The 13,472-nt window shown below is 52.7% G+C and carries 12 protein-coding genes; 7 read left to right on the top strand and 5 right to left on the bottom strand.

What is annotated here, in order from left to right; all coding sequences use genetic code 11:
• Positions 1–15: 15 nt before the first annotated feature.
• The 4 genes from BUB30_RS20495 to BUB30_RS20480 all read left to right on the top strand — a co-directional run bounded on the left by BUB30_RS20495 (position 16) and on the right by BUB30_RS20480 (position 5,244).
• Positions 16–3,117 carry an ATP-binding cassette domain-containing protein gene (locus tag BUB30_RS20495; protein ID WP_073137710.1) on the top strand — a complete coding sequence of 1,034 codons (3,102 nt, stop codon included), beginning with the start codon at positions 16–18 and terminating at the stop codon, positions 3,115–3,117.
• A gap of 68 nt (positions 3,118–3,185) precedes the next feature.
• Positions 3,186–4,085: a hypothetical protein gene (locus tag BUB30_RS20490; protein ID WP_073137708.1), complete on the top strand. Its 900-nt coding sequence runs from the start codon at positions 3,186–3,188 to the stop codon at positions 4,083–4,085.
• 17 nt (positions 4,086–4,102) lie between these two features.
• Positions 4,103–4,522 (top strand): hypothetical protein, encoded by a 420-nt coding sequence (locus BUB30_RS20485; RefSeq protein ID WP_073137706.1) that lies wholly within the window; start codon positions 4,103–4,105, stop codon positions 4,520–4,522.
• Between the two features lie 68 nt (positions 4,523–4,590).
• Positions 4,591–5,244 carry an alpha/beta hydrolase gene (locus tag BUB30_RS20480; protein WP_073137704.1) on the top strand — a complete coding sequence of 218 codons (654 nt, stop codon included), beginning with the start codon at positions 4,591–4,593 and terminating at the stop codon, positions 5,242–5,244.
• On the opposite strand, the gene BUB30_RS20475 is transcribed toward BUB30_RS20480, so the two are convergent.
• From BUB30_RS20475 to BUB30_RS20460, 4 genes are all read right to left on the bottom strand, one after another.
• Complete coding sequence (locus tag BUB30_RS20475; protein ID WP_073137702.1) at positions 5,241–5,996, bottom strand: SDR family NAD(P)-dependent oxidoreductase; 756 nt, start codon at positions 5,994–5,996, stop codon at positions 5,241–5,243. The two genes, BUB30_RS20480 and BUB30_RS20475, sit on opposite strands and share 4 nt — an antisense overlap.
• Before the next feature lie 119 nt (positions 5,997–6,115).
• Positions 6,116–6,847, bottom strand: a complete 732-nt coding sequence (gene porT, locus BUB30_RS20470; RefSeq protein WP_073137700.1) for a type IX secretion/gliding motility protein PorT/SprT — start codon at positions 6,845–6,847, stop codon at positions 6,116–6,118.
• Positions 6,796–7,518 (bottom strand): bifunctional demethylmenaquinone methyltransferase/2-methoxy-6-polyprenyl-1,4-benzoquinol methylase UbiE, encoded by a 723-nt coding sequence (gene ubiE, locus BUB30_RS20465; RefSeq protein ID WP_073137698.1) that lies wholly within the window; start codon positions 7,516–7,518, stop codon positions 6,796–6,798. The genes porT and ubiE overlap by 52 nt, the downstream gene beginning before the upstream one ends.
• Positions 7,519–7,574: 56 nt before the next feature.
• Entirely contained in the window at positions 7,575–9,707 is a 2,133-nt protein-coding gene (locus BUB30_RS20460) for an OmpA family protein (RefSeq protein WP_073137696.1), read from the bottom strand.
• A 156-nt stretch (positions 9,708–9,863) separates the two neighbouring features.
• On the opposite strand from BUB30_RS20460, the gene yihA reads away from it, so the two are divergent.
• Both yihA and BUB30_RS20450 read left to right on the top strand, forming a co-directional pair.
• Positions 9,864–10,472, top strand: a complete 609-nt coding sequence (gene yihA, locus BUB30_RS20455) for a ribosome biogenesis GTP-binding protein YihA/YsxC (RefSeq protein ID WP_073137694.1) — start codon at positions 9,864–9,866, stop codon at positions 10,470–10,472.
• Between the two features lie 59 nt (positions 10,473–10,531).
• Positions 10,532–10,963: a DUF5606 family protein gene (locus tag BUB30_RS20450; protein ID WP_073137692.1), complete on the top strand. Its 432-nt coding sequence runs from the start codon at positions 10,532–10,534 to the stop codon at positions 10,961–10,963.
• A gap of 125 nt (positions 10,964–11,088) precedes the next feature.
• On the opposite strand, the gene fbp is transcribed toward BUB30_RS20450, so the two are convergent.
• On the bottom strand, positions 11,089–12,117 hold the full coding sequence (gene fbp, locus BUB30_RS20445) for a class 1 fructose-bisphosphatase (protein WP_245804143.1): 1,029 nt from the start codon (positions 12,115–12,117) through the stop codon (positions 11,089–11,091).
• 44 nt (positions 12,118–12,161) lie between these two features.
• Here fbp and BUB30_RS20440 point away from each other — a divergent pair, with 44 nt between their 5' ends.
• A complete protein-coding gene (locus BUB30_RS20440; protein WP_073137690.1) occupies positions 12,162–13,415 on the top strand; it encodes an aspartate kinase in 1,254 nt (417 codons plus the stop codon).
• The last annotated feature ends 57 nt before the right edge of the window (positions 13,416–13,472 follow it).

Raw genomic sequence — 13,472 nt, 5'->3', positions numbered from 1 at the left:
TCCAACTCGCTATCTATGAGTGAAGAAATACTCAAGGCCCTCACCCAACTTTTTGGCATCATCACAAAACAAGACGGCGGGGTCACCGTTCGTGAACGTCAATTCGTCATCAACTTCTTTCAAACGGAACTCGACCAGGATTCTGTCAAAGAATACCTCGAACTCTATGACCAATACTCCGGTTTTGGCAAAGAGGAAGAAGAAGGCAAGTCCAAACTTACCTCGGTAAAAGATTCGGTAAAGACCCTGGGCATTTGCAAGAAGATCAACAAGACCCTCACGCAAAAGCAGAAAGTCGTCGTGGTCATCAAGCTGCTGGAACTCGTCAGCACCGACAAGAACTTCACGCCCCAGCGCATGGAGATCATCAACACGGCCTCCACCGTTTTTAACATCGTTCAATACGAGTACCAGCTCATCGAAAACTTCGTCATCTCCGAAGACGCCAAGACCCTCAACTTTGCCGACATCCTCTTGCTGGACAAGGCCGAAAAAGCCGAGGAAGGCAAGCTCTACAAACACGTCCACGGCCACATCGAAGGCAGCCTCATCTTTATGCGCGTGCGCGGTGTGGACATGTATTTTGTGAAATACCTCGGGGAAGAATCCAACACGCTGAACGGATTTCCCATGCCGTCCAACCGCGTGTACCTCTTCTCACACGGCAGCACCATCAAGACCCAGGCCGGCGACGCGCTGTACTATAGCGACCTCGTGGCCAACTTCAACGAAGAACTCAAGACCACCAAGCTCAGCTTCAACGTGAACATCGAAGAGCTGAAGTTCGCCAGCGGCGGCATCGGGCTGCGCAACGTGGTCATCTCCGAAGGCCCCGGCAAACTCATCGGCATCATGGGCGCCAGCGGCGCAGGCAAGACCACCCTGCTCAACGTCATGGCCGGTCTGGTGAAGCCCACCAAAGGCCAGATCCTCATCAACGGCTTCGACATCAACCTTCAGAAAGATAAAATACACGGCGTCATCGGCTATGTGTCGCAGGATGACCTGCTCATCGAAGAGCTCACCGTCTATCAAAACTTATACTACAACGCCAAGCTTTGCTTCGCCACGTTCACCGAAGAACAACTTCACAAGCGCGTGATGGAAGTTTTGGAGAACCTGGGCCTCGACCAACGCAAGGACCTGCGCGTAGGGAACCCGCTGGACAAAACCATCAGCGGTGGCCAGCGCAAGCGTCTCAACATCGCGCTGGAACTGATCCGCGAACCGGCTATTCTCTTCCTGGACGAACCCACTTCCGGTCTCTCTTCGCGCGACTCGGAGAACGTGATCGACTTGCTGAAAGAACTTTCGCTAAAAGGCAAACTCATCTTCGTGGTGATCCACCAACCTTCGTCCGACATCTACAAGATGTTCGACAAGATGATCATCATGGACACCGGGGGCTACCCGGCCTACTACGGCCCGCCCATCGAGGCCGTTACCTATTTCAAGAAATCCACTCACCAGGTCGACAGCAACCGCGGCCAATGCGAGGTCTGCGGTAATGTGAACCCCGAACAGATCTTCAACATCATCGAAGCCAAGGTGGTGGACGAATACGGTCAGCCCACTAACAAGCGGAAAGTGACTCCGCCACAGTGGTATGACCTGTACAAAGACCGCTTCAAGATCAACCGCGTCGAGGACGTGCGGGAAGAACCGCCCCAGTCCTTGAGCCTGCCCAACAAACTGAAGCAAACCCTGATCTTTGCCACCCGCGACACGTTGTCGAAGCTCAGCAACAAGCAATACCTCCTCATCAACCTGCTGGAAGCCCCTTTGCTGGCCATCATCCTGGCCGTGATCATCAAGTACAAGAGCGCTCCCGGCGGCACGGGCTATATGTTCCGGTTCAACGAGAACCTGCCTGCATTTTTGCTGATGAGCATCATCGTGGCCCTGTTCATGGGATTGACCGTGAGCGCGGAGGAGATCATCCGCGACCGCAAGATCCTGCGCCGGGAGTCTTTCCTAAACCTGAGTTGGAACAGCTATCTGATGTCGAAGCTGACCATTCTGTTTGTGCTGTCGGCGGTGCAGACCTTTTCGTTTGTGCTGATTGGCAACCTCATCCTGGAAATCGAGTGGAGCATGTTGTTGCCAACGTGGTTCATTCTCTTCACCGTGTCGTGTTTCGCCAGCGTGTTGGGGCTCAACATTTCGTCGGCCTTCAACTCGGCGGTTACGGTGTATGTCATGATCCCGCTGTTGCTCATCCCGCAGATGATCCTGAGCGGTTTGCTCTTTAGCTTTGACAAACTCAACAACATCATCAGCACCAAAGGTAAAGTGCCCATCGTGGCCGATCTCATGGCCTCGCGTTGGGCATATGAAGCGCTGGCGGTGGATCAGTTTAAAAACAACAGCTATGAGAAGCCTTACTTTTTCCTGGAGAAAGTAGAAAACCAGGCCGACTTCAAGGCGTCTTACCTCGTGGATGAGATGGACAAAAAACGGAAGTTCATCGTTGAAAACGCCAAAGACAAACGGGATTCGGTGCAACAGATCATGCGCACTGATCTTCAGATCATCGAACAAAATCTGAAGAACGACCCGTTCACACAGCGGGACAAAGGCTTTGCCAAATACTTTGCCTCCGAATGGACGCCTGCTAAATTCACGCCCGAGCTCAACAAGGCGTTGGAAGAATTCCTGGCCGAATACAAAAAATTCTACCAGGGCATGTACAACAGTGCTGTGGCCGCGCGGGAGAAAGAGATCTTCAAGAAGGAGAACGACAAAGCTGAGAAATATGACCTCAACATCGCCAAGAACCTCTATTTCAACGAGAGTCTGTCGGACCTGGTGAGGAATGTGTCGGAGAAGGACCGGATCATCGAATACAATGGCGAGCTTATCCAGCAGATCAACCCTGTGTTCCTTGACCCCAAACCCCGCAGCCCCCTGGACTACCGCGCACAGTTTTTTGCACCGCAAAAGGAGTTTTTGGGGCTGAGGATCGACACCTTTGTGTTCAATAACGTGGTGATCTGGCTTATGACCCTGTTGCTATACGTCACCCTGTATTTTGAGTGGCTTCGCAAGCTGATCAACTCCTTCGATAAGGTGCCGGGCAAGTTCAACCTGCCCAAGAGTAAACCGAAAAATAAATAAAGCATTCAGGTAACTTTTTGGCTGGGAATGCTGAATTTCTAACTTTGTGAACGAATAATTTTATAGCTATGAGAATTGTATTGATCGGGCTAATACTGACGCTCTTCGCATGCGGCGGCTCTTCCAAGAAAACGGATGAGCAGGCTTTCATTGAAGGGCTGGACACGGCGAAAGCCGAGGGGCCTTCGATATCCGAAGGCGTTATTGGTGATATCCTGCAACAGATCCCAAGCCCGTTGGAGATCTCGGTATTGCTGAAAGAGTCCGGCAAAAAGTACAACGTGGGCTACCTCAACTCGGCCGACAACAGCTCGAAGTACAACAGCAACTACAAGAAAGCCCTCAACCTGGGCGTTTATGGCACCGACCTGGGCTACACCAATATCTATGAACAGAACAACGACGGTGTGAAATACATGGCTTCCATCAAGAGCCTGGCCGACGGCCTCAACATTGGCCAATTTTTCGACATCGAAACCATTGGCCGCCTGGCCACCAACAGCAAGAACCTCGATTCGCTGCTGCTCATCACCACCCAGAACTTCAACAGCATCAACCACTACCTGCAAACGCAAAACCGCTCGAATCTTAGCGTGTTGTTCCTGACCGGCGGCTGGCTGGAAGCGCTCCACATCACGTGCGAAGTGGCACAAGCCAACCCGACCAACAAGGAACTGCAAGAAACCATCGGTGAGCAAAAAATCATCCTCGAAAACATATTGCTGCTCCTCTCTTTCTACAAGGAAACGGACCAAAATATGGCATCATTGTTGACTGACATGGAGGAGTTGAAAAAGATTTATGACAAGGTAAACATCACGTATACCTATAAAGAATCAACTTTCGAGATCGTGGATGGCGTTATGGTCATCAAAGACAACAGCTCCAGCACGATCGATATCAAGCCCGAAGATATTGCCAACATCCGGGCCACAGCCTCTTCCATCAGAAACAAGATTATAAGCTAAGCATATAAAAGGAGCCTATGAAAAAGTTAATTGCTATTGTTCTATCCGTTTTCGTTCTAAGCGCCTTAGAAGTGATCGGACAGTGCAACTCAGAAGCCTTAAGCAACCAGTGCATTCCCAAGCTTTCTGCAGGTTTCAACTTCCTGAAGAGCTATAAAATTGAAAAGGGGGGAAAAGACTTTGTGGAGTATAGCTACGTGTTCACCAAAGGCACGCAGTATATGATCAACATCTGTGCAGCAGCCCAGCCTACCGATGGCATCGTGGTGAGCCTGTACGATTCCAACCGGAACAAAGTAGCCACCAGTAAGATCAACGGCCAGTTCATTTCGGCCATTGCTTATCCTTGCAACACCACCGGCATCTACTACATCCAGTATACCTTCGATGGTTCTACCGGATATTGCGGCGGCAGTGCACTGGGTTTCAAACGCTGATCGCGCACCGACCAACATCACAAAGGCTTCCTTACCGGAGGCCTTTTTTTATTGCTTACTTTTAGCGCATGGAGCAACACCCGATCGTCATCCCCTACCAGGCCCGTTACTTCACCCTGGGCACACTGAGCACCCAAACCCGGCAGATCTGGTTTGTGCTTCACGGCTACGGCCAACTGGCGGAACACTTTCTGAAGAAATTTAAAGTACTGGAAGACCAACACATCTTCGTCGTTGCCCCCGAAGGACTGGCCCACTTTTACCTCGACAACCTGCAGACCACCGGCCGCGCTTCCGACCGCGTAGGCGCCTCGTGGATGACCAAAGAAAACCGGTTGGTGGACATTCAAAACTATCTGGCTTACCTCAACGCCATCGAACAAAACGTGCTGGAGAACGTCATGGACATTCCCGTGACCATCCTGGGATTTTCACAAGGCGCGGCCACCGCTTCACGCTGGGCCGTCGAAGGCAAAGTGAAATTCCAACGCCTGATTCTCTGGGCCGGTGTCTTCCCTCCCGACATGGACTTTCATTCGGCTCACCAAATTCTGGAGCACAAGGAAACGTGCTTTGTCTATGGCACCTCCGATCCCTTCATCAACGACAGTCGCTTCGCCGAGATGAACCTGCTCTCCGCTAAATTGGGCATCACACCGCGCGTCATTTCCTTTGATGGAAAACACGAGATGGACAGTGCTACCTTGTTAAAACTTAGCTAAACTCTTTTCACCACCGCAGCGCTGGCTTGGGCCGTGGGAAACACCGTAATGTCGGCCAGCACAACGTGTGGCGGGGCTTGCAACACATACAGCATGATGTCGGCAATGTCGGGCCCGGTCAAAGGCTTCATGCCCTTATACACACTGGCTGCTTTTTCTTCGTTGCCCTTGAAGCGTACCAAGGCAAACTCGGTTTCAACAAGTCCCGGGTTTATGGACGTCACTTTTATGTTGTAGGGATTCAGGTCGAGGCGCATGCCCTTGGTGAGCGCGTCCACAGCAAATTTGCTGGCACAGTAGACGTTGCCACCGGGATAGACTTCCTTGCCGGCGATAGACCCCAGGTTGATGATGTGGCCCGAAGCCCGTTCCGTCATGCCGGGGATCACTTCCTTCGACACATAGAGCAGGCCCTTCACGTTGATGTCGATCATGGCATCCCAGTCCTCCAGGCTGCCCGTTTGGATGGGATCAAAGCCGTGGGCATTACCAGCGTTGTTGATGAGCACATCGATGGCCTTCCATTTCTCCGGCAGGGAACGGATCGCGGCTTGTACGGCCTGCGCGTCGCGCACCTCAAACGAAAGCGTTGTCACGCTGGTCTGGGATAAGAGCTCCTTTTGAAGGGCGTCCAGCCGGTCTTGGCGGCGGCCGCAAAGGATGAGATCAAAATTGTTTTTCGCCAGCAAACGGGCGGCGGCTTCTCCGATACCCGACGTGGCGCCGGTGATGAGGACGATTCTCTTGCTCATAGTGGAACGATGGGATTTTTTTGACTTGCCCAAAATAACGTAAAACTTCGGGCGACTGCCGCGAAAAATCGGTTTTCCTTTTTGCGCCCGAACCGGAAATTTGAACGGCGGTCAGGCGGTTATTGGAACATGAAATACAAGGTGATGGTATTGGTGTTCATCCGGTGCAAAGGCTGGCCGTACACGTTGTTGGGGTTGCCCAGCACGTTGACGATGCCACGCGAAAAACGGAGTTCTGGAGAAAACTTGAAGAGCGGATAGTAGAGATCGAACCCAAACCCCGCCTCCAGGCTCATGTTAGAATTGGTCACTTCCAAACTCTCCCCTGAATCGCTCTTCTTGCCCGATGCTTCGATGGCCGGCTTCACCCCGCCCACCATGTACATGCGGATGTTGCCGCGGCGTTCGGACTTGTATTTCAACAACATCGGAAATTCCACCATGGTGGATTCGATGCGCTGGTTGTCGATGCGCTCGTCGGTGTAACGGTACTGGACCCGTTGTTCATAGAACGACACCTGCGGTGTGAGGCGCACGTCCAAATATTCGGTGATGCGGTAGTTCACGATAAAGCCCAGCGAAAAGCCCGACGTCCACGACGGGTTGATGGAATGGACCGTGTCGAACTTGGGGGTGATAAACTTGTCGGAATACTGAACCTGGTAAATGGACGAATGCAGGGCGATGAGGAAACCGTAGGTCAGTTTCTTATTGTCGTAGTTGGGGTTATTTTTCTGGACCCAGGTGTTCTTTTGCGCCTCCGCGGTGAAAGCACAGACCAACAGCGCGAGCGCGAAAACTATTTTATGCCGGTGTAGATAGAGCTTATGCCAAAAGTGAGTGACTTGCATTGGGTCTGTTTAAATCCTACGTCGCGCAAGATGCGAAGAAAATCCTCGCCATCCGGGAAGGCCTCGACTGACTCCGGCAGATAGGTATAAGCCGTCTTATCACTCGACACAATCCTGCCTATTTTAGGTAAAATGAACTTAAAATAAAAATTGTATCCCTGTTTGAATGGGAACTTGCGGGGTCTTGAAAACTCCAATATCACCGCTACGCCACCCGGTCTCAGCACCCGGAAGATCTCTTCCAGGCCGCGTTCCAGGTGTTCGAAGTTCCGCACTCCAAACCCAACGGTCACGGCATCAAACTTATTTTCCTCAAAGGGGAGATTTTCAGAATCGGCCAGTTGCAGCACGATCTTGTCGGCTACGTTGCGGTCCTGCATTTTTTTTCGTCCCACCTGCAGCATGCCTTCGGAAATGTCTACGCCGGTGATCTTTTCGGGGTTCAGGCTCAGGGCCTGGAGAGCAAAGTCGCCGGTGCCCGTGGCCACGTCCAGCAGTTGGCGCGGCTTTAAAGGACGCAACAGGTTGATGGCCTTTTTACGCCACCCCCGGTCGATGCCCAGGCTCAGAAAATGGTTAAGAAAATCATAGCGGTGGCTGATGTTGTTGAACATCCGGGCCACCTGCTCCTTTTTTGACGTGTTCTCCTCTTTGTACGGTACGACTGCCATGCTTCACTAAAACAGGCCCGAAGGTAACGGGTTTGGGTTTAGGAAAGAAATCACGGCTATTTCTCCAACACCTTGAATTCCACGCGGCGGTTCAGCTCGCGTCCATCCTCCTCGTCGTCGTTGCTGGCCAGGGGCTTGGATTTGCCATAGCCCACGGGCTTCACACGACGTGTATCGATGCCTTTCTTCACCAGGTAGTCTTTCACGGCCTGGGCACGACGTTGGCTGAGGTTCTGGTTGTATTCCTTGGTGCCGACGGCGTCGGTGTGGCCACCGATCTCGACCACCATGCCGGGGTTCTGGTTGAGCATGGCCTCCAGCTTGTTCAGCTCGGTGTAGGAATCGGTTTTGAACGATGCCTTGTCGAAGTCGAAGTAAATGTTGCGCAGGATCGAGAAGACGCCCACCACGAGTTTACGCATCTCGATGGTTTTGTTGATGGTCTTCTCCTTGCTGGTGGCCCCTTCGATGCGCAGGTTCTGGTTTACGAACACATAGCCCTCCTGTTCCACCGACAAGCGATAGTCCTTCGGCTTCGTGTTGCTGACGCTGAATTCGTACACCCCACCCCCTTTCGGGGTCATGGGCACGATCACATTGTCTTTGGCGCCCACCAGGCGGATCTTGGGTTCCATGGGTGTTTTATCGTCAGCATTCAGCACGGTTACCACGTATTTGATGGGCACTACGTCTTTTTTCGCCGGGGGCACTTTGGCCACCACCACGACGGGGACTTTGTTGGTATTCTTGTCGTCAGGCTTCGGGTCTGTAGGGGTGACCTCCGGCTTCACGGCTACGCTGGCTGCCGTATCCACCGGGGGCGGCAGGTCGGTCGGTTTCTTGGAGGTGACCGCATCGGTGTTCTTCAAGCCTTCCGGGATGGTGATGCTGTAAATATCCGTATAGCCCATACCGTCTTCGCGCACCGACGAATAGTAGGCGCGCTTGCCGTCTTTGGAGGCCACGAAGTAAATGTCATCGTCGGGGGTGTTGATGGGGTAGCCCAGGTTTTCGGGTTCGCTCCATTCGTTGGTTTTCAGGTCGAAGGTGGACTTGAATACGTCGAAGCCGCCCATGCCTTTGCGGCCTTTGCTGCTGAAGTACAGCGTCACCAGATCGTAGTCGATAAACGGGCCGTCGTCGTCCAGGTCGGTGTTGATCTTGGGGCCCAGGTTCTTCACGTTGGTCCATTCCCCCTTCGAATCTTTGGTGGCCCTGTAAATATCAAGCCCCCCAAATCCGCCGGGGCGGTTACTGGAGAAGTACAAGGTTTTCTCGTCCTTGGAAATGGTAATGGATTTCTCTTCGAAACTGGAGTTAATGATCCCAGGCAGGGCGACGGGTTCGGAAAACTCGCCCGAGGGCTGGCGCTCGCTGAAGAAGATATCGCCGCCACCTTCGTCCTTGAAGATGAACAACGTGCTACCGTCGGCCGAAAGGGCCAGGTTGGAGTCGTGATAGGGTGTGTTGACGATGGGGCCGATGTTTTTGGCGTAGGTCCAGGCGCCGTTCGCCTTTTTAGAGGTGAAAATATCTTCGTAGGGTTTGTTATCGTCGAACACGTTTTGGTTCAAGTTGTCTTCGCGGCGACGGGTGGTGAACACGATCTCATCTTCATTTTCGTTCAGCACGGGCGCGTAGTCTTCAAATTCAGAGTTGATCTCCCGGCCGATGTTGACGATGGAAAAGTTGCCAGGGTTTGAAGTGAATTCTTTGCCATTCTGACACTCGAAAATGGTGCGGTCTACCGTTGCATTATCTACCTTGTCTTTGCCCTGGTAGCTGGATTTTTTAACCAGTTTTTCCTTGTAGAGGGCGTAATATTGCAAGGCCTTGTCGAATTGCTCGCCGTATTGATAGCCACGGCCGATCAGGTATTCTATGTCGAATTTGTAGGAGGGGTCCTGGCGGTATACGCGGAGGAAATATTTTACCGCACGGTCCTTTTGTACGGTGCGCAAGTGCATCCAGCCGGCCTCGTAATTGGCTTTGATAAAGGTGGTGTCCAAATCGGCGGCCGTCACCATGATTTCACGGGCATCGTCCATAGCTTTGGTTTCTCCGAGGATCAAAACAGCCTGTTCGTAGTATTGGCGAGCTGTTTCTTTGGGGTCCTGCTGACTAAAACCGGGGGTGATAAGGGCCAAAACGAGTGCTAAAAAAATCAGTACACTTCGGATACTGGTCATCGTTTAAAAAATTTTAACAATAAAGTTATCTAAAAAATCTATTCCAATATAGCGACAAGATATGAAAAAGAGACAATTTTGGCCCATAAAATTGAAATCATAAGGCACACAGTTATTACATTCTTAGTATTTTGACCTTCAATCATTACTTTAACCATGAAGATAACCTCCGCGGAATTCATTTCAAGTTATGCCGACGTTAAGAAATGCCCCGCGCCCGACCTTCCGGAGTTTGCTTTCATAGGCCGTTCCAATGTTGGCAAGTCTTCGCTGATCAACATGCTCGCCGGCATGCGCAAATTGGCCAAGACGTCGGTGACACCCGGTAAGACCCAAACAATCAATCACTTCCTGATGAACAAGACGTGGTACCTCGTGGATTTGCCCGGCTATGGCTATGCCAGCGCCAGCAAAAGCACACGCGAGGGGTTTGGCAAAATGATCGAGGAGTACGTCAAGCAGCGCGAGAACCTCAATTGCCTCTTTGTGCTGCTGGATTCGCGTCTCCCACCCCAGGCCAACGACCTCGACTTCATCGAGTGGGCTGGGGGCCAGGAAGTGCCCCTGGCGTTCATCTTCACCAAGACCGACAAACTCAAGCAGAACGAACTCCAAAAGAACCTGGCGGCCTATAAAAAGACGCTGCTCACCCGCTGGGAAGAACTGCCCCCGATCTTCCTCTCCTCGTCCGAGAAGAAACTCGGTCGCGACGAGATCCTGGCCTTCGTGGAAACCGCCATCGCGAATGGAAGCGGGAAGAAGTGAGACGCTGCTGGACTTTTCTCGCCATTTCTTTAGCTTTGCCCCTCATTTAAAAATTGCATATGACCATATCTGAAATCGCAACGGTATCGGGAAAAGGAGGACTCTACAAAGTGGTTGCCCCCACCAAGTCGGGTGTCATCCTCGAATCGCTGGACGAAGCCAAGACCAAGCTCGTGGCCACCACCAACCACCGGCTCTCGTTGCTGAACGAAATATCCATCTATACCACCACCAAAGAAGGAACCGTTGCGCTGGAAGACATCCTGAAAAAGATCCACAAAGACTTTGGCAACGATCTGGGCGTGGATGGCAATTCCGATGCGGTCGAACTGAAGGCTTTCCTCAAAGCCGTACTCCCCGAATATGACGAATCCCGCGTGTATGTCTCCGACATCAAGAAGCTGGTGCGCTGGTATGAGTCGATCCTGAAATATGCCCCTGAACTGCTGACAGAGGAAAAGAACGAAGCGGGTAAAGAGGAAAAGAAGTAGTATCTCTTGCCGATCTGTTTTTTTCACGGCTTTCATTTTTTACAGCAAAGAAAAAGACAAGCGTTGGTCATCATTCAACGGTTGGGGTATCCAGGAAAGCGTGCTTCGTCGGCGCGATGAGGTCCTTAACCAAGGGACTCAGCCTTCTCCACCATGTTTTTGGAGCCTACATAGAACGCCGTGCGTTGGTGCAGCTCTTTTACTTCGATGTCCAGAATGCGATCCTTGCCATTCGTGGCACTGCCACCGGCTTGCTCGGCCACGAAGGCCAGGGCGTTGCACTCGTACATCAGACGCAATTTTCCATTGGGTGATTTCGCGGTCGCGGGATAGATGTAGATGCCTCCCTTCAGCATGTTGCGATGAAAATCAGCCACCAACGATCCGATATAACGGGCGGTGTACTGGCGGTCTTTACAATACTGGATATAGGCCTGCACTGGCGCGGAGAAGGAGTTGGCGAGGCCTTCGTTGATGGAGTAGATCTTTCCGTCCTCGGGCATTTTCAATTGGGGGTGTGATAAAAAATATTCTCCGAGCGTGGGCTCGTAGGTAAAACCGTTCACGCCGTGTCCGGTGGTGTAGACCAGCATGGTGGATGAGCCATAGAGGACATAGCCTGCCGCCACCTGGTCCGATCCTTTTTGGAGGATGTCCGACGGTTGGATAGGTGTTCCCGCGGGACTCTTCCGGCGGTAAATAGAGAAGATGGTGCCGATGGAGACATTCACGTCGATGTTGGAGGAACCATCCAGCGGGTCGATGGCGATCACGTATTTGCCTTCGTTGTTGAGGTCGACGTAGGTGTCGGACTCTTCGGAGATGAGGGCGCAGACTTCGCCGCCTTTGGCCAGGGCGCGGGTGAAGCGGATGTTGGCTAGCACGTCGAGTTTTTGCTGGTCGTCGCCGGCCAGGTTTTGGGAGCCCACGGCACCCATCAGGTCGATGAGACCGGCCTTGTTCACTTCGCGGTTCACGACCTTGGAGGCCAGGGCGATGTCGCGCAGCAGTTGGGAGAGTTCGCCGCTGGCATAGGCAAACTGGTCCTGGTTGTTTTTGATAAAGCGGTCCAGGGCGGTGCCGATCGAATGCGCGATTCTTGACGATTCGATGCTTGGCGCATTACCATTATTGAATGATCTTTGCATGCTCATAAAGTAGCGCAAAGTTAGTTCGCAAACGATTTAGTGCAATAAAAATGAAGGTTTTTAAATTTGGAGGGGCCTCCCTGAAAACACCGGAAAGGATCCGCCACGTGGCTTCCATCATCCGTTCGCATGCCACCAGCGACCTGCTGGTGGTGGTGTCGGCCATGGGCAAGACCACCGACCTGCTGGAAACCCTGGTGGCCACCAACCGCACCCCCCAGACCATGACGGACGCCCGGCTGGCACTCAAGAAATATCACTATGATATTATCGACGCCCTCTTCAAGGACACGTCCTTCGTCCGCGCCGCGGTGGATGTCCAACTGGAGGAAATTGCCGACACGCTGGCCTCGTCCCTGGAAGGCGACCTGCTCTACGACCAGGTGGTTTCCAAAGGCGAACTGATCTCGTCGGTCATCCTCCACCATTATTTTGCCACCGAAGGCATCAAGAGCCACTGGCTCGACGCGCGCACCTGCATCAGCACCGACAGCAGCTTTCGCGAAGGCAAAGTGGACTGGACGCTCACGGCCACAAACGTGCAGCCGCTGGTGCCGCTCCTAAAAGAGAACATCGTGATCACCCAAGGTTTTATCGGGCGCACGCCGGATGGGTTCACCACCACCTTGGGTCGCGAGGGGTCGGACTACACGGCGGCCATTTTCACGTCGACCTTGGGGGCCGAGTCGCTCACCATATGGAAAGATGTGGCGGGGGTGATGAATGCCGATCCCAAGCGCTTTCCGTCGCCCGTGGTATTCGAGGAGCTGCCCTTCAAGGAGGCGGCCGAGATGACCTATTATGGGGCAAATGTGATCCACCCCAAAACCATCAAGCCGCTCGCCAACAAGAACATTCCGTTGCTGGTGAAAAACTTTGACGACCCGTCGTTGCCCGGGACGCGCATCCACGAGTGCACCGTGGACCAGTTGCCGCCCCTGATCGTGTTCAAAGACAATCAATGCCTCATCTCGTGCAAGGTGACCGACTATACCTTTATTTCGGAAGAGCAACTGAGCATCATTTTTCATGCGCTGTCCGAGCTGGACATCCGCATCAACCTCATGCAGAATTCGGCCATCTCCTTTTCCTTCTGTATCGATTTCCGCGAGAGCAAGGTGATCAAACTGATCGGCAGACTGCAAAAGCGATTCGAGGTGTATTACAATACGGGCCTTACCCTCATCACCATAAAGAACTACGACGAGGCGACGTTCGATACCTACCGGAAACAGCCGGGGGTGATGATGGAACAGTCGTCGCGGAGCACGTTGCAAGTGTTGGTGAAGACCGGAAACCCGTGAGATCCCCGTTTCAAAAAAATTCCGGCGAAGGCCGGGCCAGGGAAGTCCGGGATGCGA

It is taken from the genome of Chryseolinea serpens (assembly GCF_900129725.1).
Taxonomy (GTDB): Bacteria; Bacteroidota; Bacteroidia; order Cytophagales; family Cyclobacteriaceae; genus Chryseolinea; species Chryseolinea serpens.
This window is presented reverse-complemented; position numbering and strand designations above follow the sequence as displayed.